Source organism: Endozoicomonas sp. ALD068 (assembly GCF_049310145.1).
In the GTDB taxonomy this organism is placed as follows: domain Bacteria; phylum Pseudomonadota; class Gammaproteobacteria; order Pseudomonadales; family Endozoicomonadaceae; genus Endozoicomonas_A.
The window spans coordinates 4,768,610-4,793,928 of sequence record NZ_JBLYNU010000004.1 but is presented as its reverse complement, the minus strand read 5'-3'; the positions used below and the strand labels follow the sequence as shown (position 1 = coordinate 4,793,928).

Sequence of the window (25,319 nt, the reverse complement as noted above, 5' to 3'; positions counted from 1 at the left end):
GTTATGATAAGCCTTAAACCAACTCTGATTATGCCAAATGTCACCACCACCAAAGTTTAAGGACAGTCCTGTTGAGTTTGATCAGCATCTGCTGTTCCCAACCAACGTTTTCGATTTGCTTCCCAAAGATCATGATTGTTTTATTTATGAAAGCATTTTTCAGAACATTAATACGTCTGAAGTCGAAAAAAAATATCACCACCTTGGTCAGCACGCATACCCTCCAAAGCTCATTGTCGCTATTCTGATCTACGCATACAGCCATGGTGTTTTCAGTTCCCGTGAGATTGAGCGACGGTGTCGACAAGACTTGGCGTTCATGTATATCTCACAAATGAACTGCCCGAATTTCAGGGTTCTTGGTGACTTTCGTAAGGATAATCTGTCGTTTTTCCATGACTGCTTCAAACAGTCAGTCAAACTGGCCATTGAACTCAAAATGGCATCACTGGGTCATATCAGCCTGGACGGCTCCAAGTTCAAAGCCAACAGCTCAAAACACAAGGCCATGAGCTACGGGAGGCTCAAAGCGAAAGAGGCAGAACTCAGTGCCGAAGTGGATGAGCTGATCAAAAAAGCCAGTCAGTGTGATCAGGAAGAAGATGACGCCTACAAAGCAACCAATGGTTACAGCATTCCTGAAGACCTCCAGTTTAAAGAAGAGCGCCTGAAAAAAATCAAAGAGGCCAAGAAAGCACTTGAAGAACGTGAAAAAGCTTTAAATCCAGACAAACCAATAGACGACAAAAAGCAGATCAGTTTTGCAGATCACGATGCCCGCATGATGAGCAAGAAGGGGTATTGTGAGTACAGCTACAATGCTCAAATTACAGTTGATTCCGATAACCAGATCATTGTTGGCCAGCATGTCAGCCAACACGCCAACGATGTACAGGAAGTGGAGCCGGCGCTGAGGGCATTATCAGGAGCCACTGATGGCGCGGCTGTAGATAAGTGGAGTATGGATAATGGTTACTTTTCAGGGTCAAACTTACATACAGTCGAGCGACATGAGATTGATGCCTATATCGCAACCGACAAGGCGGAGAAGCCTGCCGCTGACGACCTTGAAAGCTCTGACAGGAAGTTTGTCAAAGCGGATTTTGCGTATGATTCCGAAGCTGATGTATTTATCTGTCCGGCAGGGGAAAAGCTGGTAACGAACCCGGCCAGCAAAAGCAAAAGAAAAAGCTACCGGGCAAACAAGACGGTATGCAGGGAATGCCCTTATCGTCGGAATTGCAGTGATTCAAAGAAAGAGGCTGGCAGGGTTATCCGTACCGATAAGTTTGAAAAAGCACGTCAGGCTATGAATAAGAAAATGGAGACAGCCGGTGCGAAAGCCATATATGAGCGTCGTAAAGTTATTGCGGAGCCACCATTTGGACAGATAAAAGAATCTGGTTTCCGAGGGTTCAGTCTCCGCGGCAAAGAAAAAGTTTCAGCGGAATTTTCACTGGTATGCACTGCGCATAATATCAAAAAATTTGTAAAAGCGGCTTCCACGAGGTCAATCCGTCTTGAAGATTTGAAAGAGGCTAAAAAGGCAGCATAGAGGCTGTGAGAAGGCATAAATATGCAAAAATGAGCAAAATCCCACTAATAATTGGATATTTTTTGCTCATTTTAAGATTTGGGAAAACTTCTGTTGGTCTGGTTGCGCTATTCTCGGTCAGGCTCCTAGGAGCCTGACCGAGAATAGGCTTATCTGTTATGATAAGCCTTAAACCAACTCTGATTATGCCAAATGTCACCACCACCAAAGTTTAAGGACAGTCCTGTTGAGTTTGATCAGCATCTGCTGTTCCCAACCAACGTTTTCGATTTGCTTCCCAAAGATCATGATTGTTTTATTTATGAAAGCATTTTTCAGAACATTAATACGTCTGAAGTCGAAAAAAAATATCACCACCTTGGTCAGCACGCATACCCTCCAAAGCTCATTGTCGCTATTCTGATCTACGCATACAGCCATGGTGTTTTCAGTTCCCGTGAGATTGAGCGACGGTGTCGACAAGACTTGGCGTTCATGTATATCTCACAAATGAACTGCCCGAATTTCAGGGTTCTTGGTGACTTTCGTAAGGATAATCTGTCGTTTTTCCATGACTGCTTCAAACAGTCAGTCAAACTGGCCATTGAACTCAAAATGGCATCACTGGGTCATATCAGCCTGGACGGCTCCAAGTTCAAAGCCAACAGCTCAAAACACAAGGCCATGAGCTACGGGAGGCTCAAAGCGAAAGAGGCAGAACTCAGTGCCGAAGTGGATGAGCTGATCAAAAAAGCCAGTCAGTGTGATCAGGAAGAAGATGACGCCTACAAAGCAACCAATGGTTACAGCATTCCTGAAGACCTCCAGTTTAAAGAAGAGCGCCTGAAAAAAATCAAAGAGGCCAAGAAAGCACTTGAAGAACGTGAAAAAGCTTTAAATCCAGACAAACCAATAGACGACAAAAAGCAGATCAGTTTTGCAGATCACGATGCCCGCGTGATGAGCAAGAAGGGGTATTGTGAGTACAGCTACAATGCTCAAATTACAGTTGATTCCGATAACCAGATCATTGTTGGCCAGCATGTCAGCCAACACGCCAACGATGTACAGGAAGTGGAGCCGGCGCTGAGGGCATTATCAGGAGCCACTGATGGCGCGGCTGTAGATAAGTGGAGTATGGATAATGGTTACTTCTCAGGGTCAAACTTACATACAGTCGAGCGACATGAGATTGATGCCTATATCGCAACCGACAAGGCGGAGAAGCCTGCCGCTGACGACCTTGAAAGCTCTGACAGGAAGTTTGTCAAAGCGGATTTTGCGTATGATTCCGAAGCTGATGTATTTATCTGTCCGGCAGGGGAAAAGCTGGTAACGAACCCGGCCAGCAAAAGCAAAAGAAAAAGCTACCGGGCAAACAAGACGGTATGCAGGGAATGCCCTTATCGTCGGAATTGCAGTGATTCAAAGAAAGAGGCTGGCAGGGTTATCCGTACCGATAAGTTTGAAAAAGCACGTCAGGCTATGAATAAGAAAATGGAGACAGCCGGTGCGAAAGCCATATATGAGCGTCGTAAAGTTATTGCGGAGCCACCATTTGGACAGATAAAAGAATCTGGTTTCCGAGGGTTCAGTCTCCGCGGCAAAGAAAAAGTTTCAGCGGAATTTTCACTGGTATGCACTGCGCATAATATCAAAAAATTTGTAAAAGCGGCTTCCACGAGGTCAATCCGTCTTGAAGATTTGAAAGAGGCTAAAAAGGCAGCATAGAGGCTGTGAGAAGGCATAAATATGCAAAAATGAGCAAAATCCCACTAATAATTGGATATTTTTTGCTCATTTTAAGATTTGGGAAAACTTCTGTTGGTCTGGTTGCGCTATTCTCGGTCAGGCTCCTAGAGATCCGGCAAACCCTAACATCCGAAAATAACGAGCTTTCTAGAGGATTGTTGAGTGAAGTTGACAGTATTGAAGAAAAATATATCCCAAGAGTTGGATGGGATGGCAATTTATCAGACCATGATGATTATGTCGAATTCAAAATCTATTCAAGAAGATTGCTGTATCTCTATGCAGCCTGTTACGGTTTTTCACAGCAGGGTGATATTGCTGAGTTAATGTCGTACATTAAATCTGTTCTTTATATCATCGAACCAAGTAACTCCTTTCCAGATAACATCTGGCATATTGCTAAAGAGCTGGCCTATTTGTCGAAACAACCCGGCTCCATCGATTATTGCCACTATATTAGTACCCTGGCCCATTGTTTGAAAACACCGGCACCTGTCGCCTTACAGTTTAAAAATCTCAAACAGCTCAGTGATATCAAAGGGTTCGCTTTACTTGAAAGCAAACCGCTGGACAAGTATCTAACCGTACTCAGAGCAAACATTGATAAGATAGCCCCGGAATATTCGCGGGTATTGCTCGATGCAGTTGACGTTCTGGAAAAAGAATGTGCCGGTATATCACTACCTGAAGGCAAGTCTGATATCAAAGCGAAAGTGCATCGACTTTTAATGATTATTGCCGCCTGCAAATCATCCAAAGAAATAATGGATACTTCAGTATTGGTTCATTTTGTCAGGGCCATCATGGAACATGGCAATAAAAAAAATATACCTTATCTGATCGCTGGGCTGGCCCGTCTGGTTCAGAGTACCCCGAAAATACAGAAAATACTGGGTGCCCCCGGAATCAGTGGCGGACCGCATTTGCGAATGGCGCCGCTGCAATGGCTGGCATTTGTACCCGATAGACTCTCAGAAGATGACATCAAGGAACTCTGTCAATCTTTGCAAGCTCCCAGCGCCAGCAAGAGCAGGCGACGGATGAAAGATGGCAAGATTTTCCACCAATGGCTGTCTACCCTTGAGCAGATGCTGGCCAGCGAGGTTATGAATAAGGCCATGGTAATGCCGATCCTGAAAAAGCTTACCCAAAGTCTGACTTATGAAAAACTGGGCTGGCTTTATATGTTATTCAACATGGGAGACAGGTTTACTGCATTTCTGGACAGAATGGGCTTGAGCTGTCAGAAGGAAGGATTACCCTTGATGATCGCTGAAAAGGGGGCTGACGCTTTGGTGGGAGTGAATAAAAAGTTCTCAAAATGGCTAATGAAACAACGACATCACCATCTCCTGCCTTTTTACATGGCATCAATGATAGAACAGGGGAATGCAGCAGTTATAGACCTTACGCATCAGTTTATAGAGACCAGTGTTAACAGTACTTTTATTCAGAGCAGGCAGTCAACATTGAACAATCCACACTTGCTGCATATTCTGGTCAGCTTGAACACCCATTCTGGTTCATTTGAACACCCTGGATCTCCTACGCATCACCCAGTCTGATTTTTAGTCCAAGTGTTCAAGTGTTTCCAGTTTTCCCAGCTTCTTGCGCATGGATTCTCCTTTCAGCGTAATCCTGTGGGCGTTGTGCATCAGGCGATCCAGAATGGCATCTGCCAGAGTCTCATCACCGATGCTGCCATGCCATTGCCGGGTCGGTAGCTGGCTGGTAACCAACGTTGAACTTTGTTCGTGACGGTCATCCATCACTTCCAGTAAATCGTTGCGTTGCTGCTGGGTCAGAGGTTCCAGCCCCCAGTCATCCAGTATCAACAAATCCACCTTCGCCAGTTGCTTGAGTTGCCTGCTGTAGCTGCCATCACCATGGGCAAGGCTCAGCTCTTCCAGTAAGCGCGAGAGTCGGTAATAGCGGACACTGTAACCCTGTATGCAGGCCCAGTGTCCCAGTGCGCAAGCCAGGTAACTTTTACCACTGCCACAAGGTCCGGTAATCAGCAGGTTCCTGTGCCTGTTTAACCAGTCCTCGCTGGACAGTGTGGCTATTTGGACTTTCTTCAACCCCCGGGGATGTTCGTAGTCAATGTCGTCTACCCGTGCAGCCAGCTTAAACCTGGCCGCCCTCAGTAACCGGGCAAGACGTTTGTTATTGCGCTCGGTCTCTTCCTGTTCTGTCAGGAGGGCCAGCCGCTCCACAAAGCTCAGGCTGTCGTAGGTGCCGGGCTGCTCCAGTTGCTGAGCCAGGGCATCGGCCATGCCTGTCAGGCGCAGTGACCGCAGACGGGTCAGAGTTTGATTCATCATGATACGTCTCCGGTTACTGATAGCTGGCTGCACCACGAATATTTTCGTGGCTGTCATGAAGAGGTAGTGTCGTTTGTTTCACCTCAGGTTGAAGAGCCTGTTTGTCTTTACCTGATTGCAGGATCGCCCGGATATTCTTGAGTCGGTAACCTTTGATTTTCCGGGCATGGGCGCAAGCATTGTTTAACCGGTCAGCTCCGTAATCCCGTTTGAGGTTCAATAACCCCAGGCAAGACCGATAAGCCTGCTCCGGATGCTCACGACTGTTCAACAGATACTGAGTTATCCAGTGAACATCGGGGCCCAGCTGTTTTGCCCACTCCAGCAGTCGTTCCGGTGTCCACTCCTGGTGCTTGCTATGTCGTTCAGGCATATGGCCTGATTGAGTGGTAAAACCGGTTGTGAACTTACGGGGGTGACAGGCCACAACTTCACCTTTGCAGAAGACAGTGACCGTATGTTCTGTTGCCTGAACTTCCACCTCTTTCTTGACCAGCTGATGAGGCACTGAGTAGTAATGGCCTTTACAGTGAATGTGATAGTCAATGTTCACCCTGGCTTTGCTGAACTCAGCGTACTCAAAGGCCTGTTTGGGCAAAGGTCGCAAAGCGGGTTCATCCAGTTGCTCAAAGGTACTTCGTCGTGTACCTGGCAGTTTTTGAAAGGGCTTAAGGTTGAGTTCAGTCAATAGCTCCCGTATACGACTGTTCAGTTCTGCCAGGGTAAAGAAGGTCTCATGACGAAGTCTGGCCAGTATCCAGCGTTCAACCAACTGCACACCCACTTCGGCTTTCGCCTTGTCCTTGGGCTTGTAGGGCCGAGCTGGAATGACCGCCACCTGGTAGTGGTTGGCCAGGTGTTGGTAAGCCGGGTTCAGGTCCGGTTCATAACGGCAAGCCTTACTGACACCGCTCCTGAGGTTGTCTGGTACCACGACAGCTGGAATACCTCCAAAGAACTCAAAGGCCCGAACATGAGACCCCAGCCAGTCTTCGGACTTCTGGGACAGGGTGGCTTCTGCGTAGGTGTAGTTAGAGGCTCCCATCACCGCTACGAAAATCTGGGCGTTATGGGCGATCTCACCGGTCTTTGGATTAACGACAGGGACCGTAAGACCGGCGTAGTCTACAAACAGTTTTTCACCCGCCTTGTGATGCTGTCGCATGGAACGTTTCTGGCAGCCCAGCCACTGGTTGTAGCGGTGACAAAACTGCGAATAGCTGTAGGCATTGAGAGTGCTCTCTTGGCAGTACTCCTCCCAGAGTGTTTGCTTGGTCACCTCCTTGCGCTTGAGTGACTGGTGAATAACGCCCCAGTCCGGGTCGACCAGACCCTGGCGGCTCGACAGTGGGGTCTCAGGGAACAGTGTCTGCACCAAAGTAGCCTCAGAGCAGTCCGAGGGCAGAGGCCAGCTCAGTGGCGACCGTTCAAAGGCCTGAACGTAGTTGGACACAGTGCCAACACTGACCCGCGTGCTGCGAGCTATTTGCCGGATACTGAGTCGGTACTCAAAGCGCATCCGGAGTATTTCTTGAAGTTTTCGCATGGAAATCCTGTTATCTGGCATGGCTGCTGTCCTTTCTGTTTAGAAAGGTCAGCGGCTAAAGTTCATGGAAATCAATGCGTAAGAGATAATCTACCGAAAGAAGAGTTTTCAGATTCTGGAGGCTTGAACACGGATTCTGGGCAGTTGAACAGCGATTCTGGAAATCGCCAAAAAGTGTTCAAGAGTTAACAGAATGGGTGTTCAAGCGCCGCCAGAATCGGTGTTCAAGAGTTAGCAGAATGAGTGTTCAAGCGATGCCAGAATATGCACTTGCAGGCCGTTTACAAGAAATACCCCCGATTTGAAGCAGGTTGGGGAGCGAACTTCAGTGGCTTCAGCGAGGAAACCCGAAACAAGCTCTTGTCCCAGGGGGAAACCCTGAAGCTGACAGAAGACCCCTGGGATCTTTTTATCAGTGGGCTTGAAGTTAAAAGCTGCATATCACCAGACGGCCTACATAGTTATAGACGTGGACTGATGAGCTATGTGATGGATGGACGCAATGCCATGATTGTCATAAAGAACCAAAAAGGAAATATCCTCAGCAGAAGTGTTATTCGCATGGTGCTGGACCAAGATGATAGCCCTGCGTTATTGCTTGAAAAAGGCTATCCCGATCAGAGTAATTTATTGTTCATCGATGCCGCACGGGACATTGCTGACGAGATGGAGCTTCCTCTTTACCGCTGCGTGGATGCAAAAAAAGGTGAAAAAGTGAAAGTTCTGGAAGGAAGGGCGCCTTTCGATTACTTTGACGAGTTTCTGTCAACAAAAGAGAGGCAGGAACTTACGATTACCAAAGTACAACGTGATGTAAGGTAGTCACAACGGATGCTTCTAGTACATCACTCCGATTTGATCGTCGGGTAAAGCTTCTTGAGTTTTACCCGAGCATCCTCGGTCGTAAATCGCCATTCCATTTTGCTTTCTACACCATTACGCTGGGACTCCCACGCTTCAATCTCTGCCATGTTGAGCCAGCTTCCATGCTTGGGTGTATAGATGATTTCCAACTTACTGGCCAACCGATGAGCCTCTCCTGGTTCAAAGGCTTTATAAAGAGATGCAGGTGTATGTGTGTTCAGGTTATCCATGACAAGACGGATGACATCAGCTTTTGGGAAGTGAACATCAACCAGCTGTTTGATCTGGTGAGCCCAGTCGCAGGCAGTTCGGCTATCAGTCACCTCGATATGTCGCCAACCTTCCAGTGGCGCAAAAAACATGAAGAGAGAACTCACACCATTGCGCTCATACTCATTGTCATATTTTAGGGGTTGGCCAGGCTTCATAGGGAGTGGAGTCCTGACCTCCAAAGTATGCTGCTTACTGCTCTCATCCATACAGATCAGTGGTCGATTCGGATCATGTGGTTGTTGATAAACATCCAAAACACGTTCCATAGCGCAAACAAATTCTGCGTTCGCTTTTTTTGGAATACACCACTCCTTTTTCTGCCAAGGCTTCAACTCGTTTTTTTTAACTCTCGGCCAATGGTTTGATGCGAGATGAAATCGACATGCTCCAACTCAACTATACGGTCAGCGAGAAGCTGTAGCGTCCAGCGGCTATGACCTTCTGGTGGTGTTGAGCAAGCCAGAGCTGTCAATGCCGCCTGCTGCTCCCCCTGGAGTTTTCTTGGGCGGGCAATGCCATTGAACTTGCTATTAACAGCAATATCCAGCCCTTCAAGTACACAGCGTTTGCGTGTTCTCTGAACCGTTTTCGTTGAAACACCACAGGTTTGGCTGGTCTGGAGCTCCGTCAGTTTTGGCCCGTTTTCATCGAGACACAGGAGGATCTGTGCATGAATACGTTTATGCTTGGCCACCTTGGTTTGGTGAATGAGGTCTTTTAATTGCTGCTGTTCGTCTATGGACAGGCGGATACGGTATTGAGCTGGCATAGGTCACCCTGATCTGAATCAGGGAGAATAATGCCAGAATGGAAAATTCCGGCATTGCTGCAGGACAAAGAAATTTGAGTTATGTACTAGGCTCCTCAGGTGTCAACCGCTATCCCCAAAACCACTGCCCGTATCACTCACCATCTGGACCGTCATCGCCGCCATAGCTACCGAAATGGTAGGAATGACCATAGATACTATCTGGTTCCTTTTCTTTCACCTTGTATGCAGGCACCCGCCAGGCACCACGTTTCACCAGCTTTTCGAGGATATAGCGGTTCTGATGGGCTTCACTGTAGTAGTGAGCATAAGTGTATGCCGTCCACCGAGAGGGGGGGCACGGTAGGGAGGTGGTGGTGTAAGCATTAATATTTTCTACAGCACCCGGGGTGTTAAGAAGGGTTTCCATGGTATGGGTGTTACCTTTTTTTGCTGCCAGTATCAGGAGCGTTTTACCTGACTGTGTCCTACAGTTAAGATCAAAAAGTCGCCGCCCGGCAGAATCTTTCAAATTCACCAGATACTTCGTTGCTGCTGCCGGGTCACGATAGTTCATCACTACATCTATCATAAGCTTGGAACCTATCTGTTCTTGTTTTAATGCGCTGACCAGATGAGAGTTTTTCAGCAACTGATTGCAAAATAACTGACAATTTCTCAAGACTGCATGTTGAAAGGCATAAACGGCAAGTAACTTTGTCTGACCGTTTGCCAACTTAATCTGAGCTTCAGGCTGATTTTCGAGGGCTTTTAAAGTAAGTTCCCTCTGTTGCTGATCGGTAATCTTGTAATCCCCCCAGGCGCTAAAAATCAGCATCAACAAATGAAAATCAGATTTGTTTTGTTGATGCACAGTGGCTTTTTCCTCAAGCAGTAAACTAACCATTGACCAATGATTCGCCTTGGCGGCTGCAATTATTGGCGTGTCGCCACTTTTAGGGCTTTGATGGTTGATATCAACACCCGCCTTTCTCAACAGACTTTCAAGGACTACTAGATTATTGGCAACGGCTTTTCTGTAGAGCCTTTGACCGGATTCCGTTCGGGCAAAAGATTGAAGCAGCTGTTCAACTCGTTGCGCTTGACTGCTCACCAAACTCGCAGGCGAAAAATTATGAGTTGATTTTTTGAAGAAATTATCAACTGCTTTTGTTACCAATCCATTCAGCTTGCGCCTCTTGAAGAAACCAGGACTTTTGCCAGAACCACCATCGGGCTTAATTTCCGGGCTGAGAGCTTTTTGAAGCAGTATCGTTTCCAGCAGTGCTTTAGCTTTATCATTGTGAGATCCTTTTCTTCCTCCAGTCTGCTGAACTCTATCGCCATGCAAAAGTGAGGGATCTGGTAATGATAATTCTTCGAGCTGTTCGCGCAATCTACTGTCAGACTCTGAATGAAATTTGTCTCTGTTAGTTGTTGCACAGCTGGTGTATTCCATTGCATTTGCGAACCGGGGGGACATATTCCTGCCTTCAGTCGTCATTCGATCAGCAAGTGGAACTGCCGCTGGGTATGAAGGATGCCTTCCAACAACGGGTGGTGAGTAGCCAGAGCTGCCAGCGCCGACGCAGGTGCTGGCACGACCCTGAAAATTACCCGGTTGATTACGTTTACTGTTTGCACCAGAGACTGGGCTAAGGACAGTACCCGCTTTTAAGTTTGTGGCTGGCTGCATTATTCGTTCCTCCCTTCCTGATTAATCGCATTAATTATATTGATCCTAAGATTTTGACTCGAAAATGCATCAAAAAGTTCCCTGATTCAGTTCGATTTAAATTGAGGACAAAAGGTTCTCCTGTTTCACAGCGAGGTATTTTCATAATCTCCTGATTTTTCTGGCTTCGGGGAGTGCGCCAATACTTAAACTGAGCACAGCCTGATAATGGATGGAACTAATTATTAGCTAAAATGTCTGAATTATTATGAGTCTCGACTCAATCGTCTTATATCTCCGCCTGCCCGGCTCGATTGGGCAATGCTTCCAAAGTCTGACTTACGAAAAATTATTTTTTGCACAGCATGGGCTTCAGCTGTCAGAAGGAAGGATTACCATTGTTGATCGCCGAAAAAGGGGGGGAGTGTTCTGGAGGGAGAAAATAAAGCGCTCTCACTTTGACTCGATCAAAGGAGAGACAGGCAGTGACGTTTACCAATGTAAAACGTGATGTAAGGTAGCCAGATGCTTGTCCAGTGAATAAGTACTCAACCATACGAAATCATATTTTCTGACTTATTGTTCAGGCACTCGCGGCAACTGCTCCTGCGTTGCTCTAGCTCCTGCATCCATGCAGTCGTGATGCGTTGCAACTCTGGTCACATAGCCTTGCTATGTTCCCGTTGTTGCGCCTTGCAGAGCAGCTGCCTAATAAGCCAGAAATATTCGATTCCGTATGGCTGAGTACTTATGCCTACCGTACCGCTGAGGTAAAATGAATTTTTATCGTTTAAATGGTCTGACACTACAGCAGCTGCATGCATTAATCATGGAGTCATCCATTGGCTTTTCAGCAGAAGGTGACTCCGTTCAGTATCTTGGCTGGCAGGTACAGCTGCATGATGGCATTACCTTACTGTCTGAACAAACCCTCAATACCGATGGCAGTAAACAGCTGTTTGAACGGCTGGTTAATCTTCACCCTGATCTTGTCAATCAATTACCCGGTTCAAAAGTAGAAGCTATAAAAAGAGCTGCCAGCAATCTGGTGGAAAAATTTCATGATGGGGCAATAGAAAAGTCTCCAACCAAAGAGGTGCAACGGGCTGTTATTAATGAGTGCATGAGATTGGATGCTTCGAAGACGGTAAAAAAGTTATTCGAAAAAAAATTTTTAAGCGCGGCTGAAAAACTCCGGATTATGTTGGCTGCTAAAGAAAAGTTTGAATTGCCAGCGGAAATGGTCGCCCGGTACCTTGAGAGAATTCCTTTGTCCATCCGATTAGAAGAGGCAAAGAACCTGTTTCAACGCCTTCCTGATAAGCCTTCTCTGGCAAGGGAGGACAATGAAATCAATGAAAAGCTGACAGCACTAAACCCTGTAGAGGATGACAAACTGGTCAAGGACGGACTTCTGCAGATAAGGCAAATCCTTGAATCGGAAAATAACGAACTTTCCAGACAGTTGCTGAGTGAAGTTGACAATATTGAAAAAGAATTTCTTCCAAGAGTTGATGCGGATGGCTATTTACCAAGCATTTTTGTTGATGATGATTTCAAATTCTACACAAGAAGATTGTTGTATCTGTATGCAGCCTGCTCCGGTTTTTCAAAAGAGGCTGATATTACTGAGTTAACGTCGTACATTAGATCGGTTTTGTATACCGCTGATTCAAATAGCATCTGGCATATTGCTAAAGAGCTGGCCTATTTGTCGAAACAACCTGATTCCATTGATTATCACCACTATATTGATACTGTGGCAAATATCTTGAAAGCACCTGCTCCTGTTGCCTTACAGTTTGAAGAACTCAAACAACTCAGTGATATCAATGGGTTTGTTCTACTTGAAGGCAAACCGCTGGCCAGTTATCTGAGGGTACTCAGAACAAATATTGATAAAACGACCCCGGACTATTCACAGGTATTGCTCCGTGCAGTTGACGATCTGGAAAGCAGATTGGCTGCTCTATCATTGCCTGAAGGCAAACCCGATATCAAAGCGAAAGTGCATCGACTTTTAATGATCATTGCCGCCTGCAAATCATCCAAAGAAATAATGGCTGCTTCAGTATTTGATCATTTTGTCAGGGCCATTATGAAACATGGCAATAAAAAAAATATTCCCTATCTCATCGGTGGGTTGGCCCGTCTGGTTCAGAGTACCCCGAAAATACAGCAAATACTGGGTGAGCCCGGAATCAAAGGTGGCGATCATTTGCGCATGGCCCCGCTGCAATGGCTGGCATTTGTGCCCGATATCCTCTCAGAAGATGACATTCAGGAACTCTGTGAATCTTTGCAGGCTCCCAGCGCCAGCAGGAGCAGGCGACAGATGAAAGATGGCAAGGTTTTCCATCAGTGGCTGGTTACTCTGGAACGGCTATTGGCCAGCAATGATATGAATAAGGCAATGGTAATACAGACCCTGAAAAAACTCACCCAAAGCCTGACGTATGAAAAACTGGGTTTGCTCTACATGATATTCAACATGGGAGACAGGTTTAATCAATTTCTGGACAGCATGGGCTTAAGCTGTCAGAAAGAAGGATTGCCATTGTTGATCGCCGAAAAAGGGGCTGACGCTTTAGTGGGAAAAAGTAAGGAGGTCTCACAATGGCTATGGAAACAACGACATTATCATCTCCTGCCTTTTTACATGGCAGCAATGGAAGAATATGGAAATAGAGAAGTTACAGATCTTATCCATCAGTTTATAGAGGCCAGTGCCAGCAATACTTTTACTGTGAGCAGGCAGTCACCGCTGAACAATCCACACTTGCAGGCCGTTTACCGGAAATACCCCCAATTTAAAGCAGGTTGGGGCGCGAACTTCAGTGACTTCAGTGTGGAAACCCGAAACAAGCTGCTGTCCCCGGGAGAAACCCTGAGGCTGACGGAAGACCCCTGGGATCTTTTTATCAGTGGTCTTGAAGTTCGCACTTGCCTGACACCGGACGGCGCTCAGGATTACAGCAGAGGACTAATGAGCTACGTGATGGATGGACGCAATGCCATGATTGTCAGAAAGAGCGCCAAAGGAGATATCCTCAGCAGAAGCGTTATTCGTCTGGTGTTTGATCGGGATGATCGCCCTGCGTTATTTCTTGAGAAGGCCTACCCCGATAAGAGTGATTTATTATTCATTGATGCCGCACGGGACATTGCCGACGAGATGGAGCTACCGCTTTATCACCGCGCGGATCCTAAAAAAGGTGAAACAGGTGAAGAAGTGAAACTTCTGGAAGGAAGGGCACCTTTTGATTATTTTGACGCATTCATGGTATCGAAGGAGAGACAGGAAGTTACGATTACCAATGTACAATATGATGTAAGGTAGCCATAACGGATGCCTGTCCAAAAATGGTTGCTTACAGTACTTATGCAAAGTATGTCGACTTATAAAAGTTATCGTTATTAATCAATTCGCATAATTCAGCCAGATGGGGACCATAAGCTGAACCTTTTGTTTTTTTGCACTCAAAATACCTTTGTATTGCAAGAGTTACATCTTCATCATGTTGGGAAGAAAATTTTTCAGCAATTTCAGAGCAATCATGATCATCACAAGTGAATAAATGATAAATTTCTTTTCTTATTTTGGCCAGGTTCTCATTTTCGAAAAACACTCCGCCCCATACGCCGATCATTATGTTAATTATCTGATGATAAACAGGGATTTCCCAACTAATCATATGGCTTTTAGAGGATAGAAACTCATCAACTTTTTGCTCAAAGTATACTGTTGATAAATTATTCCTTATTAGATTTGCTGCAGTCCCTGCTTCAACCGGAGTAAGTGTTTCCAGACTTTTATACCAGGTTTTATAGGCTTTTTTGGTAACCAGCGCCAAGTCTTTAACTTTTGCTCTTTGAGAGATTTCGGGTGACTCATTCAATGCACTTTGGATAGAGTCAAACAATTCGGGCATTTTTTGAGTTGAAAATCGGTAATATAATTTATTCAGCTCCTCATTAGCATACAAAGCATTGCACGATAATATGGTCCATGCACATAACATTTGAGTCAGTGTTTTTAACATTTTTGAATACTCCTTAAAGTTGATTGCCTTTAAGGATATGCATCATTTGCCAGTTTTCAACCTAAGGCCAGATTCTCCTGAAAATTTTCTATTGATGCATTATTTTTCGTAAATGTAATCTTAACAATTTTCAAATAATGAGATGTGTCATGGCAAATCTGCAACACAGGTCGCGGCTAAACTAAACCGATAAATTTTGGAAAAAATTCTTTAATCTCTATCTGGGCTTTATTGAGCCCGAGGATATAAAAAGTCAGTAAATTAGCCCTGATAATGGCTGAAACTAATTATTGGATAAACTGTCTAAATCAATAATGGATTCGGTTTGACTCCAAAAGTTCAGAATTACAAGGACAGTAGTGAGGGCTAAAAAAATGGATTTGTTCCCTATCAACGCAGGAAAAGTACGGGCGCCTTTTGAAGACTCAAGGTTATCTGAAAATATTGATAAGACAGGCAGCGCTTTTGCCAGAAAAGTGAGAATAAGTGGAGAGTTAATGCCCACAGATGTGGCTTCTGCAAAGTGGGTTGACGCGGACAATAATGATTTCTCGCACAAGACCGGGCACAAACGGGCCGCTACTGATATTCTCCCGAAAATAATAGAGACAGAGCTGGAAACGCTGACCATTGAACCGGTAAAACGTCCGAAAATAGCTGCAACCGAAACAGCCCATTGGCCGGTCATTGATCAATCGTTGATTGAATCTACTCAGGTAGCGAAAACGGCCTTGCTTCAGCCTTATTGTCCTGAAGGCATTGCGCCTCCTGCACAGGCAATTGCCCGCGAGGTTCATGGTGTCCAGCACAGTTGCCGGACGGCAATCTGGGCAGTAGCCCTGTTGCAACAGCGTAAACTGCACGGCGATCGCCTGGCGCGGGAATTTCCCGACCAAATGATACCCCTGCTGATCAAAACCTGCCTGTTTCACGATACGGGTCGTGAAGGCGATGGGAACGATACGCCCGAGTGGGAGCGGGCCAGTGCTGACAACCTGAGGGAACACCTGCGCAACTTTGGCGTGGATCAGTCCTTGGCCTGGCAGTGTGGTGAAGCCATTTGCCACAAGGATAATCCGAAGGGCTGCGAGCATCTGCCCGAGGCGATACAGACCCTGCGCAGTCTGCTCCATGACGCCGATACGCTCGATGTTATGCGGGTCAGAGGAAGCTTTTACATGGATCGGCTGGAGTGTTTTTCTGACTGTCAGGATGATCAGCAGAGGCAAGAATGGCGCGAGCTGGCCGAAGAGGTCTGCCGGGTGATTGCCAGGCAGGGGGACCTCTGGTATCCGATCAAGTTGCAGGACAGTGACGCAAGCTGCGAACACTTCTTCAGCATCGGTGCCGCCAGCCAGTGTGAAAACACCAAAAAGCAGTGGGAGCACCACCCTTCGCCCTTCAGTTATGAGCTGTTTAGCATAGGTGAGCAGTCCGGTGTTGTCCGGGAGTTGATTAGGCCCTATACCGGACAGCTGACAGAACCTCTGGAATCATCCTTCTCCCTGTCAAAACTGACCCCGCAGAGTGTGGCCATGGAAGAATGCCAGAGCAGCACCTGGCCAGCAGGGCTTTACAGCGATCCTGTTAGCCAACAGGTTTATTCCATCAAACCGGCGAGCTGTGAGTTAAGTGCCCGCAACCAGCTACTGATGGCCAACCTCGCCGGGCTGCTGGGCATCGCAGTACCTCAGAGTTTTGTCCATGAAGAGCAGGGTCATTTTTATGTGGCCAGCCCTGTCCCCAAACAATGGCAGGGCAAGCTCAAAGGCGGGGAGGCAACGCTGCGCTCTCTGTCTCAAGAACAGTGGGCCAGATTATTGCTGATTAATGTGATAGTCGGTAACGAAAATATGGTCAACAGTGCCTGGGAGGGCATTGAACTGACCCCGGAAGGGGAGCCGGTCATGTTCCACTGGGATTATGCCGGGATGGCGACCCGCTACCCGTGCACGGAGAAACCAGAGCCTGACCCCAAACCGGATGACTTTTCTTCCATGCCTTTGCTGCTGCAAAAACTGAGAAACCCTCAGGCACCTCCCATGAACTCTTTGCTAATCTACAACCCTTGCGTCGATATTCTTGCACAATTAGAGGATGACTTACTGGGCCATACCTTGAAGGATATCTTGCGGCAGATTGACTGGCAGGTCCTGGACCGGCAGATCGAACACAGCGGTTTTCTGCCCGGTGACCGCAGCTGGTTACGGCAGACTATTCATGATCGTATTGCCTGGCTGACCACCCGCTTTCCCAACAGCCTGGAAGCGGGTGAGCGGGTATCCATGGCGGAATACAAGGCGATAGAGGCGGCAGGTATCCGTGGCGGTTGGCTGCCGGTCAAAGGCCGCGATATCCGGGGCGGGCAGATCGGTATCAGCCAGTTACTGGATGCCAATGGCCAACCCATCACCCGGATGACCCTCAAGCTGTCCCGGGAAGCGGGCAATAAACTGGCTGATAACCTGGCCCTGGAACGGGGATTGCACCGTCTGGCCAGCCGGGTTAAATATACCAACTCTGCCCTGAACAGACATTACCGCGACTGGCGCAGCGACCTGATCAGCCTGGCCAATGACTGTGAGGGCTTGGCGGAGCAGTTAACCGGAGATAAAACACGATGGCACGAAAGGAACCAGGATACAATTGATAATACCGTGAGGATTCTGCAGGACATTGCTAACAAGTGCCGGGCGTCGTTAGCCGCCGACCGGCCTTCCATTGCAAAACTGCCAACCATCGAAACTCCTCTGCCTTTCCCGGCCTTACCTGCAAGAGTCAGTTCAAGAACCGGCAAAAACGTTGAAGCAAAAGTGCAACTGGCGGAATTCAGCCACGGCTTTGCCAAACTGACAGGCAAGAGTGTCGGTTATTTGAGTCCGGAACAACTGGATGCTGCCTACCTCAGTGACCCACCGGTTCGGGCAGTAGAACTCGAATCGACCGTCTGTGGAGGCGGCAGTATTCTGTTTTCTCCCCCGAGCCTGCCTGAGGCCATGAGCTTTGAAAATCAGCTGACCCTCACCTTTAGGGGACACAGCAAAGCAGTGGTTGAAGCAATGTTCAGGGAACTGGCAGAGCTGGGTATTGGTGGAGAGCGGCCGGATATCAACGACTTGGAAGAACAATGGCTGGACGCCCTGGCCGATTACCACGGCTGCCTTGGTGATATGAACCTTGATGTGGCAGTGGATATCAATACCCCGGTAAAAACCCGCAAAAAAGCCTTTCTTAAAGAATTACTGAACTTCAGTGATGAAGAATTGCTCAATTGGGAAAACCACTGTCGTATTCGTGCAGGGCGTCTGGTGTTCTACCGCCCAGGGTTGCCCCATGGCATTGAGACAAACCCTGCCGGGAAGTTCTGCTCCGTACACGATACAAACTTTCATGCGCAGCGGCAAAGGAACAGTGAAGAGGTTGTGGCCGGTAGCCTGGAGAATGATGCTACCCTGAGCTCCTTTGAACGACGTACCCAGATTGGGATGGAACCGCTTGGGCATGAAAGTGCCGTGGCTTCGGCACGCAGGATGAAATGCAACACCGAATACACATTTTCCCGAGTCATAGCGGTGCTGGTGGATAATTCCGGGTACCGTTGTGGTGGGGTTACGTGTTTGCTCCTGACTTCTGCAACACTCGGCCGTATGGATGCACAAATTTATGCCGATCAAAGCCAATACCTGGCGGATTTCTCTGGTTTGGAGTCCTTCGCCCGTAACGAGAAAATTATCGCTCAGTCAACCGATGACTACAGACGTGTGATTCAGGACGATGAGACACAGGAAACCCGTTTTGCCAATCCTCTCTCCTTGTTTGACGAGTTGCACAAACTTGAGATTAGTTCTCCTGAAAGACACCGGCAATTGCTGGGTACACTAAAGAAACGCTTTAGCCACTGGCCCGACGGGCGTCGGCTGGAACAGATTTTTCCGCAATCCTGGTCAGCCTTTTATCATGAGATAACCCGTAAAGGCAGCCAGTTTGACGAAGGCATCAAAAGTCTCGTCAAGGCTTGCGGCGAAGAGCGCATACAGTTGTTGTTTGAGCAAAACCCACAACTGTTGAAGGGCAGGCTGGATTCCCTGGATGGCTTTAATCTGAATGGGTGGATGTGTGCTCTTGAAGGGTTTGATTGCAGCGGCTGTTCAATGAATGGCACAGTGTTGCAATCCTTTCTTTTTTGGGAATGTAAATTCAATACAGAGCTGTTAAACAGAGCCATTGTTAAAGGTTGCTTTTTCACCGAATGCTCTTTTGAGGGTAAGCGGTTTTCATCATCGATATTAGACAATGTCCGTTTTAACCCTGAATCTGGGAGGGATGACCTGGCGTGTGAAAGAACACGCCAGCTTTCCCGGATCTTATATCAGTCGTGTGTTAATCAGCACAATAAGTTTAATCTGGAACAATGGCTGAAGGTGATGCTTAAAAGTAGTTTTCTACAATCCGGTTCTGCACCACTGGATGATTTAACCCAGGATATTCTGTCCCAACATATGGATGAAATTTCCAGAATCTATCCAAAGCAACTTTGTAAAATTATTTATGAACTTTTTTTCATTAATTTTCAAAATACTGCCAATGCGATAAATTTTGTCTGGAATAATCCTGGATTCTATGATCACAAAATCAAAGATCTCAAAGATTTTTATTTTGATTTCAGAACCATCTTCCTGAAAGAAGGAGATTCTAAAATAGGGTTATCAGGTGATCCATTTGGAAGATTTTTTAGGTCCGATTATGGACCAGACAAAAGTTATTCCCGGGAAGCGCTTTTGGCGCTTATGTTAAATGTTATTAACCTTGTTCTGTTTCCTGAATCCAATGATAAATACATAGACTTTGACGTCAATGCCAACAGTGCGGATGAGCATGACGGTTGCTTGAAGGCCATTCCTGAGGTAGGTAGCGAAGGTACACAAAGCAACACAGATGGCCTGCCTCTGGTTGAAATGCAACGTTATAAAGCTCTTCTCTGTAAATCTCAGCTTAAAGAATACCGGAACCGTATTCATCGGCTCTGGAAAGAATGCTCAGAAAAGAGTCAATTAACAATAGCCAAACACTGTTTGCTTCATCAAAATGTTGTTGTTAGCCCCAAAACAACCAAGCAATTTAGAGATTTGTTGTCTCAAGACCACGACGAGCAATATTGGCAGGAAATCTATCGCGCTAACATGGATAAACATAAAAAAAATGAGGATGAATTGAATCGTTTGCTTTTGGAAAATTTTGGAGAGCAGGACCAAACCAACTGGTTAGGTACTTATTGAGCTTGAATTGCCTGCCTTCCTCAATGTGGCATTTTTAACAATAGGCAAGGTGATGTTGCGATTCGGCAGGTGTGGAGCCAATCTCACAGTTTTGCCCAGTCTTCACAGAATGGATGGAACTAACTGACTGGATAAACTGTCTAAATCAATAATGGATTCGGTTTGACTCCAAAAGTTCAGAATTACAAGGACAGTAGTGAGGGCTAAAAAAATGGATTTGCTCCCTATCAACGCAGGAAAAGTACAGGCGCCTTTTAACGACTCAAGGTTATCTGAAAATATTGATAAGACAGGCAGCGCTTTTGCCAGAAAAGTGAGTATAAGTGAAGAGTTAATGCCCACGGATGTGGCTTCTGCAAAGTGGGTTGACGCGGACAATAATGATTTCTCGCACAAGACCGGGCACAAACGGGCCGCTACTGATATTCTCCCGAAAATAATAGAGACAAAGCTGGAAGCGCTGACCATTGAACCGGTAAAACGTCCGAAAATAGCTGCAACCGAAACAGCCCATTGGCCGGTCATTGATCAATCGTTGATTGAATCTACTCAGGTAGCGAAAACGGCCTTGCTTCAGCCTTATTGTCCTGAAGGCATTGCGCCTCCTGCACAGGCAATTGCCCGCGAGGTTCATGGTGTCCAGCACAGTTGCCGGACGGCAATCTGGGCAGTAGCCCTGTTGCAACAGCGTAAACTGCACGGCGATCGCCTGGCGCGGGAATTTCCCGACCAAATGATACCCCTGCTAATCAAAATCTGCCTGTTTCACGACACGGGCCGTGAAGGCGATGGGTTCGATACGTTGGAGTGGGAGCGGGCCAGTGCTGACAACCTGAGGGAACACCTGCGCAACTTCGGCGTGGATCAGTCCTTGGCCTGGCAGTGTGGTGAAGCCATTTGCCACAAGGATAATCCGAAGGGCTGCGAGCATCTGCCCGAGGCGATACAGACCCTGCGCAGTCTGCTCCACGATGCAGATACGCTGGATGTTATGCGGGTCAGAGAAAGTTTTTACATGGATCGGCTGGAGTGTTTTGCTACTTGTAAGGATGATCAGCAGAGGCAAGAATGGCGCCTGCTGGCCGAAGAGGTCTGTCAGGTGATTGCCAGGCAGGGTGACCTCTGGTACCCGACCAAGTTGCAGGACAGCAATACAGACCTCGAGCATTTCTTCAGCATCGGTGACCCCAGCTTGTGTGAAAACACCAAAAAGCAATGGGAGCACCACCCTTCACCCTTTAGTTACCAGTTGTTTAGCATAGGTGAGCAGTCCGGTGTTGTCCGGGAGTTGATTACGCCTTATACCGGACAGCTGACAGAACCACAGGAATCGTCCTTCTCTCTGGCAAAACTGACCCAGCAAAGTGTGGCCATGGAAGAATGCCGGAGCAGCACCTGGCCAGCAGGGCTTTACAGCGATCCCGTTAGCCAACAGGTTTATTCCATCAAACCGGCGAGCTGTGAGCTAAGCGCCCGCAACCAGCTACTTATGGCCAACCTCGCCGGGCTGCTGGGCATCACAGTTCCGCAAAGCTTTGTCCATCAGGAAGAGGGTCATTTTTATGTAGTCAGTCCTGTTCCCAAACAATGGCAGGGCAAGCTCAAAGGCGGGGAGGCAACGCTGCGCTCTCTGTCTCAAGAACAGTGGGCCAGATTATTGCTGATTAATGTGATAGTCGGTAACGAAAATATGGTCAACAGTGCCTGGGAAGGCATTGAACTGACCCCGGAAGGGGAGCCGGTCATGTTCCACTGGGATTATGCCGGGATGGCGACCCGCTACCCGTGCCCGGAGAAACCAGAGCCTGACCCCAAACCGGATGACTTTTCTTCCATGCCTTTGCTGCTGCAAAAACTGAGAAACCCTCAGGCACCTCCCATGAACTCTTTGCTAATCTACAACCCTTGCGTCGATATTCTTGCACAATTAGAGGATGACTTACTGGGCCATACCTTGAAGGATATCTTGCGGCAGATTGACTGGCAGGTCCTGGACCGGCAGATCGAACACAGCGGTTTTCTGCCCGGTGACCGCAGCTGGTTACGGCAGACTATTCATGATCGTATTGCCTGGCTGACCACCCGCTTTCCCAACAGCCTGGAAGCGGGTGAGCGGGTATCCATGGCGGAATACAAGGCGATCGAGGCGGCGGGTATCCGTGGCGGTTGGCTGCCAGTCAAAGGCCGGGATATACGGGGCGGGCAGATCGGTATCAGCCAGTTACTGGATGCCAATGGCCAACCCATCACCCGGATGACCCTCAAGTTGTCCCGGGAAGCGGGCAATAAACTGGCTGATAACCTGGCCCTGGAACGGGGATTGCACCGTCTGGCCAGCCGGGTTAAATATACCAACTCTGCCCTGAACAGATTTTACCGCGACTGGCGCAGTGATCTGACCAGCCTGGCCAAAGACTGTGACGGCATGGCGGAGCAGTTAACCAGAGATAAAACACGATGGCACGAAAAGGATCAGGATAGCATTGCTAATACCGTGACAATTCTGCAGGACATTGCAAACAAATGCCGGGCGTCGTTAGCCGCCGACCTGCCGTCCATTGCAAAACTGCCAACCATCGAAACGCCTCTGCCTTTCCCGGCCTTACCGGCACGAGTCAGTTCAAGAATCGGCGAAGAAGTTGAAGCAAAAGTAGAGCTGGCTGAATTCAGCCACGGTTTTGCCAAATTGACAGGCCAGAAGGTCAGTTATTTGAGTCCGGAACAACTGAAGGTTACTCGCCTGAGTGCCTCACTGGTACGAGCCGTTGAGCTCGAATCGGTCGTCTGTGAAGGCGGCAGTATTCTGTTTTCTGCTCCGAACCTGCCAGAAGCCCTGAGCTTTGAAAATCAACTGACCCTCACCTTTGGGGGACACAGTAAATCGGTGGTTGAAGCATTGTTCAGGGAACTGGCAGGGCTGGGCCTTGGTGCGGAGCGACCGGATACCACCGACCTGGAGGAGCAATGGCTGGACGCCCTGGCTGACTGCCATGGCTGCCTTGGTGATATGAACCTTGCCGTGGCAGCGGATCTCAATACGCCGGTAAACATCGGCAAAAAAGCGTTTCTTAAAGAATTGCTGAACTTCAGTGACGAAGAACTGCTTGATTGGGAAATCCATTCTCGTATTCGCGCAGGACGTTGGGTGCAATTGCGTCCGGGGTTTCTCCATGGCATTTCGGCGACCCCCGCCAGAAAGTTCTGCCCCGCGCACGATACAAAATTTTGTGCAGATCGGGAAGGAAAAGAAGAACGATTTGTGACCGATAGCCTGAAAAATGACGCTACCCTGAGTTCCTTTGAACGACGTACTCAGATCGGGATAGAACCCACTTGGCATATCCATCCCAGCGCTTCGTTGGCCAGGATGAAATGCGACACCGGTTATGCATTTACCCGAATCATCGAGGACGGCGAGCTGGCGGATTATTCAGAGCGGATTCATGAAGATGGGATCATGTGTATGAAATTGACTTCTGAAACACTCGGCCGTATGGATGCAGAAGTTTATGATAATCAATGCCAGTTTAATGAGGCTCTTGGTTTGGACGCCTTTGCTCGTAATGAGAAAATCATCAAGCAGTCAAACTGTGACTACCAGAGTTTGATTCAGCTCAATAATCCAGCTAATCCACAGGAGACTCGTTTTTCCAACCCTCTGTCCTTGTTTGACGAGTTGAATCTGCTTGATATCAGCTCTAGCGAAAGTAGACGGCAATTGCTGTCTATTTTGAAGAAACGCTTTAGCCACTGGCCTGATGGGCGTCCGCTGGAAAAGCTTTTTCGGAAATCCTGGTCAGCCCACTACCATGAGTTAATCTCCGAAGACAGTTCGGTTGACGAAAACATTAAAAATCTCATCAAGGTCTTTGGTGAAAAGGGTATTCAGTCGCTGCTTGAGCAAAACCCAAAACTGTTGGAGGGAAGATTGGATTCCCTGGATGGTATAGAGCCGAAAGGGAGCCTGTGTAAGGGATGGATCAAGCGTGAATTAACCGGGATTGATTTCAGCCGCTGTTCAATGAACGGCACGGTGTTGAAATCCGTTTCATTTGACGAGTGTAAATTCAATACAGAGCTGTTAAACAGTGCCATTATTGAAGATGGTGCTTTCACCAACTGTTCTTTTGAAGGTAAGCGGTTTTCATCATCGATATTAGACAATGCCCGTTTTGACGTTGAAAGTAATAAGGATGGCCGGGTATGTGAAAGTACACACCGGCTTTCCCAAATCCTGTATCAATCGTGTGTTAATGATGACAATAAGTTCAATCTGAAACAATGGCTGGAAGTGATGGGGAAAAGTCATTGTCTGCGCTGCGGTCCAACACCATTGGACGATTTGAGTCGGGATATTCTATCCCAACATATTGAAATAATTAAAAAAAGTTATCCACAGCAACTTTCTGATATTATTTATGGGGTTTTTTCCATTAGATTTGAAAATGCTGCCAATGCAATAAGTTTTGTTGAAAATAACCCGAAATTCTATGATCGCAAGATCAAAGATCTTAAAGACTTGTATTTTGAGTTCAGAACCATCTTCCTGAAAGAAGGAGAATATTGTAGTCAAGGTAGTCCATTTGCACACTTATTTGGCCTCCATAATGTTAAACGCGATGATTATTCCCGGGAAGCGGTTTTGGCGTTGATGTTAAATGTTATTAACCTTGTTCTATTTCCTGAAGCCAATGATAAATACATAGACTTTGGCATCAATGGCAACAGCGCGGATGACCATTGCTTGAAGGCTATTCCAGAGGTAAGTGGCGGAAGTACACAAAGCCACTCAATCTCATGCCCGGAAACAGATGATGAGTCTCTGGATAGAATGAAACGTTACAAAGCCCATCTTTGTATGCATCGCCTTACAGAGTATCGGGAATATATTCATCAATTCTGGGAAGAATGCTCTGAAAAGAGTCAAGTAACAATAGCCAAACACTGTTTGCTTCATCAAAATGTTGTCGTTAGCCCCTTAACAACCAGGGCATTTTTTAAGTTATTGTCTAAAGAACACTGCGAGAAAAATTGGCGCGACATCTATCTCGCTAACATGAGTAAGCATATAGGAATTGAGTATAAGTGGCGTATGTTGCTTGTGGATAAAATTGGGGAATGGGCCAAAACCACCAAATTTTATTAAGTTCGAATGGCCTGCCCTCCTCAACACCTCCTGCCATTCGGCAGGTATGGAGCCAATCTTATAGTTTTCCCCAGTCTTCACAGAATGGATGGAACTAACTGACTGGATAAACTGTCAAAACTGTAATGGATTCGGTTT

General features: G+C 47.2%; 12 protein-coding genes. 7 read left to right on the top strand and 5 right to left on the bottom strand.

Annotated elements, in window-relative coordinates; translation table 11 throughout:
• Positions 1–37 precede the first annotated feature (37 nt).
• The 3 genes from ACO6V5_RS17395 to ACO6V5_RS17385 all read left to right on the top strand — a co-directional run bounded on the left by ACO6V5_RS17395 (position 38) and on the right by ACO6V5_RS17385 (position 4,851).
• Positions 38–1,555 (top strand): IS1182 family transposase, encoded by a 1,518-nt coding sequence (locus tag ACO6V5_RS17395; RefSeq protein WP_422137198.1) that lies wholly within the window; start codon positions 38–40, stop codon positions 1,553–1,555.
• Between the two features lie 192 nt (positions 1,556–1,747).
• The gene (locus tag ACO6V5_RS17390) at positions 1,748–3,265 is read left to right on the top strand and encodes an IS1182 family transposase (RefSeq protein WP_422132798.1); all 1,518 of its coding nucleotides are present in this window, start codon (positions 1,748–1,750) and stop codon (positions 3,263–3,265) included.
• Positions 3,266–3,444: 179 nt separating this feature from the next.
• A complete protein-coding gene (locus ACO6V5_RS17385) occupies positions 3,445–4,851 on the top strand; it encodes a hypothetical protein (RefSeq protein ID WP_422442107.1) in 1,407 nt (468 codons plus the stop codon).
• A gap of 3 nt (positions 4,852–4,854) precedes the next feature.
• Here ACO6V5_RS17385 and istB read toward each other — a convergent pair whose 3' ends face one another.
• Entirely contained in the window at positions 4,855–5,613 is a 759-nt protein-coding gene (istB, locus tag ACO6V5_RS17380; protein ID WP_422414320.1) for an IS21-like element helper ATPase IstB, read from the bottom strand.
• 10 nt (positions 5,614–5,623) lie between these two features.
• A complete protein-coding gene (gene istA / locus ACO6V5_RS17375; protein WP_422441836.1) occupies positions 5,624–7,177 on the bottom strand; it encodes an IS21 family transposase in 1,554 nt (517 codons plus the stop codon).
• Positions 7,178–7,399: 222 nt separating this feature from the next.
• Between istA and ACO6V5_RS17370 the strand changes: the two genes are divergently transcribed.
• A complete protein-coding gene (locus tag ACO6V5_RS17370; protein ID WP_422413666.1) occupies positions 7,400–7,978 on the top strand; it encodes a hypothetical protein in 579 nt (192 codons plus the stop codon).
• A 23-nt stretch (positions 7,979–8,001) separates the two neighbouring features.
• On the opposite strand, the gene ACO6V5_RS17365 is transcribed toward ACO6V5_RS17370, so the two are convergent.
• Together ACO6V5_RS17365 and ACO6V5_RS17360 are read right to left on the bottom strand one after the other, a co-directional pair.
• A protein-coding gene (locus ACO6V5_RS17365) for an IS630 family transposase (RefSeq protein ID WP_422136519.1) occupies positions 8,002–9,062 on the bottom strand; the annotation gives its coding sequence in 2 pieces (ribosomal slippage) (positions 8,002–8,642 and positions 8,642–9,062; 1,062 coding nt in all).
• 133 nt (positions 9,063–9,195) lie between these two features.
• A complete protein-coding gene (locus ACO6V5_RS17360; RefSeq protein ID WP_422413664.1) occupies positions 9,196–10,737 on the bottom strand; it encodes an ankyrin repeat domain-containing protein in 1,542 nt (513 codons plus the stop codon).
• A gap of 754 nt (positions 10,738–11,491) precedes the next feature.
• Between ACO6V5_RS17360 and ACO6V5_RS17355 the strand changes: the two genes are divergently transcribed.
• Positions 11,492–14,056 carry a hypothetical protein gene (locus ACO6V5_RS17355; RefSeq protein WP_422413662.1) on the top strand — a complete coding sequence of 855 codons (2,565 nt, stop codon included), beginning with the start codon at positions 11,492–11,494 and terminating at the stop codon, positions 14,054–14,056.
• A gap of 40 nt (positions 14,057–14,096) precedes the next feature.
• Here ACO6V5_RS17355 and ACO6V5_RS17350 read toward each other — a convergent pair whose 3' ends face one another.
• Positions 14,097–14,759 (bottom strand): hypothetical protein, encoded by a 663-nt coding sequence (locus ACO6V5_RS17350; RefSeq protein WP_422136522.1) that lies wholly within the window; start codon positions 14,757–14,759, stop codon positions 14,097–14,099.
• A 374-nt stretch (positions 14,760–15,133) separates the two neighbouring features.
• Between ACO6V5_RS17350 and ACO6V5_RS17345 the strand changes: the two genes are divergently transcribed.
• Positions 15,134–20,035 (top strand): hypothetical protein, encoded by a 4,902-nt coding sequence (locus tag ACO6V5_RS17345; protein ID WP_422442109.1) that lies wholly within the window; start codon positions 15,134–15,136, stop codon positions 20,033–20,035.
• Between the two features lie 211 nt (positions 20,036–20,246).
• Complete coding sequence (locus ACO6V5_RS17340; RefSeq protein ID WP_422442110.1) at positions 20,247–25,181, top strand: hypothetical protein; 4,935 nt, start codon at positions 20,247–20,249, stop codon at positions 25,179–25,181.
• Positions 25,182–25,319: the final 138 nt, after the last annotated feature.

Bases quoted from the DNA above. Each gene is read 5' to 3' on its own strand.
- ACO6V5_RS17360 (WP_422413664.1), bottom strand. From the start codon at position 10,737: ATGCAGCCAGCCACAAACTTAAAAGCGGGTACTGTCCTTAGCCCAGTC.
- ACO6V5_RS17390 (WP_422132798.1), top strand. From the start codon at position 1,748: ATGTCACCACCACCAAAGTTTAAGGACAGTCCTGTTGAGTTTGATCAG.
- ACO6V5_RS17345 (WP_422442109.1), top strand. From the start codon at position 15,134: ATGGATTTGTTCCCTATCAACGCAGGAAAAGTACGGGCGCCTTTTGAA.
- ACO6V5_RS17355 (WP_422413662.1), top strand. From the start codon at position 11,492: ATGAATTTTTATCGTTTAAATGGTCTGACACTACAGCAGCTGCATGCA.
- istA (WP_422441836.1), bottom strand. From the start codon at position 7,177: ATGCCAGATAACAGGATTTCCATGCGAAAACTTCAAGAAATACTCCGG.
- ACO6V5_RS17340 (WP_422442110.1), top strand. From the start codon at position 20,247: ATGGATTTGCTCCCTATCAACGCAGGAAAAGTACAGGCGCCTTTTAAC.
- ACO6V5_RS17350 (WP_422136522.1), bottom strand. From the start codon at position 14,759: ATGTTAAAAACACTGACTCAAATGTTATGTGCATGGACCATATTATCG.
- ACO6V5_RS17395 (WP_422137198.1), top strand. From the start codon at position 38: ATGTCACCACCACCAAAGTTTAAGGACAGTCCTGTTGAGTTTGATCAG.